The sequence below is a fragment of the Kitasatospora sp. NPDC091257 genome (assembly GCF_044757675.1).
Lineage (GTDB): Bacteria > Actinomycetota > Actinomycetes > Streptomycetales > Streptomycetaceae > Kitasatospora > Kitasatospora lactacystinica.
Genome location: NZ_JBIVVI010001560.1, coordinates 1 through 1739, shown reverse-complemented (window position 1 = coordinate 1739; position 1739 = coordinate 1). Strand labels below are relative to the sequence as shown.

Annotated in this window: 1 protein-coding gene and 1 pseudogene; both read right to left on the bottom strand. The window is 74.4% G+C overall.

Annotated elements, in window-relative coordinates; all coding sequences use genetic code 11:
- Nucleotides 1-386, bottom strand: a pseudogene (locus ACIQOV_RS40260) (lactate utilization protein C); the annotation flags it as partial.
- 70 nt (nt 387-456) lie between these two features.
- A complete protein-coding gene (locus tag ACIQOV_RS40255) occupies nt 457-1638 on the bottom strand; it encodes a globin domain-containing protein (RefSeq protein WP_401055947.1) in 1182 nt (393 codons plus the stop codon).
- Between the last annotated feature and the right edge of the window lie 101 nt (nt 1639-1739).

The following is a 1739-nucleotide window of genomic DNA, read 5'->3' as shown; positions in this document are numbered from 1 at the left end:
CCGTGCACCCCCTCCACCCGGTCCAGTTCGATGTCGCTGGTGGCGGACGGCCCCGAGATCCAGGTCTGCGGGCGCACCGGATCGAGCCGCGGCAGGGCGAGCGGCACCGAGGCGACGACCTGCTCCGGCGCCCGCACCACGCAGACGTGGTGGTCGGGGACGAGCGAGAGCAGCCGCCGGCCCCGGCCCGGACCGGCGACCAGCACGATCGTCCCGGTCTCGGCGACGGCCAGCGCGCAGCCGGTCACCACGCTGTCCGCGGTGTCCAGTCGGGCGGCGGTCGGCGTCCCGTCGTCCGGGAGGAGCGCGACCCCCTCGGCCTCGGCGGCGGCGAGCCAGCCGGCCGGCAGACCGGCCGGCACCACGACCGTCCGGCTGCCCCGCTCGACCGGCGTGCCGAGCGGACCGGTGCCGCGGGGGGACCTCAGGACCTCAAGGCCTCAGGGCCCCGGGATCTCAGGCGCCGAGCCAGAGGTCCGGGCCGAACACCTCGTAGTGGATGTCCGCCGCCGGGACGCCCGCGGTCAGCAGCTGCTCGCGGACGGCGCGCAGGAAGGGGAGCGGGCCGCACAGGTAGGCGGTGGTGCCGGCCGGGACCTCGACGGTGGAGAGGTCCACCAGGCCGGTGCGTTCGGCCGGCCACTCGCCGAGCGGCTGCTCGTAGAAGACGTGCGAGGTGGCGTTCGGCAGCGTGGTGGTGAGCCGTGCCAGCTCGGCCCGGAAGGCGTGGCTCAGCTGGTCGCGGTCGCCGTGCACGGAGACGATCCGCCGGGTGGAGCCGGTGGTGGCCAGGTGGTCGAGCATGGCGGTCATCGGGGTGTTGCCGATGCCGGCGGAGGCGAGCAGCACCGGCCCGTCGCCGTCGGCCAGCGCGATGTCGCCCAGCGGGGGCGCCAGGTCGATCGGGTCGCCGGCCTTCAGGTGGTCGTGCAGGTGGCCGGAGACCTCGCCGCCGTCCTCGCGCTTGACGCTGAAGCGCAGCGCGCCGTCGGCGCCGCCGGAGAGGCTGTACTGGCGGATCTGGTGGGCGCCGTCGGCCAGTTCGGTGCGCACGGAGACGTACTGGCCGGGGCGGAAGGCCGGCACCGGACGGCCGTCGGTCGGGCGGACCAGGTAGGTGGTGACGGCCTCGGTCTCCTGGACGCGGGCGACCACGGTGCAGGGGCGCCACAGGTCGGCCGGGTCGCCGCCGGCGGCGACCTCGGCGCGCAGCCGGTCCTCGACGGCGATCAGCGCGTTGGCCATCAGCCAGTAGACCTCGTCCCAGGCGGCGGCGACCTCGGGGGTGACGGCCTCGCCGAGCACCTCCACGATGGCGGCGAACAGGTGCTCGTGGACGATCTTGTACTGGTCGTCGGCGATGCCGACGGAGACGTGCTTGTGGGCGATGCGGGCGAGCATCGCGTCCGGCCGCTGGTCCGGGTTGGCGATCAGGGCGGTGGCGAAGGCGGCTATCGACCCGGCCAGGGCCTCGCGCTGGCTGCCGTTGGCCTGGTTGCCCCGGTTGAAGAGGTCGCGCAGCAGCTCCGGGTGGGCGGCGAACATCCGGTCGTAGAAGCGCGGGGTGATGTCCCCGATGGCGGCGCCCACGACGGGCAGGGTGGCCTCGATGACCTCGGCGGACTTCGCGGACAGCATCAGACGACTCCTTATTGGTATCTGAGATTCGCATTAAAGGCCGCAAGGGGGTGCGCGGCCCCGGGTGGCCCGATCAGCCGGTGGGTCCGGCGGCGTCAGGG

Coding starts and splice junctions, on each gene's coding strand:
- ACIQOV_RS40255 (WP_401055947.1), bottom strand. CDS start 1,638: ATGCTGTCCGCGAAGTCCGCCGAGGTCATCGAGGCCACCCTGCCCGTC.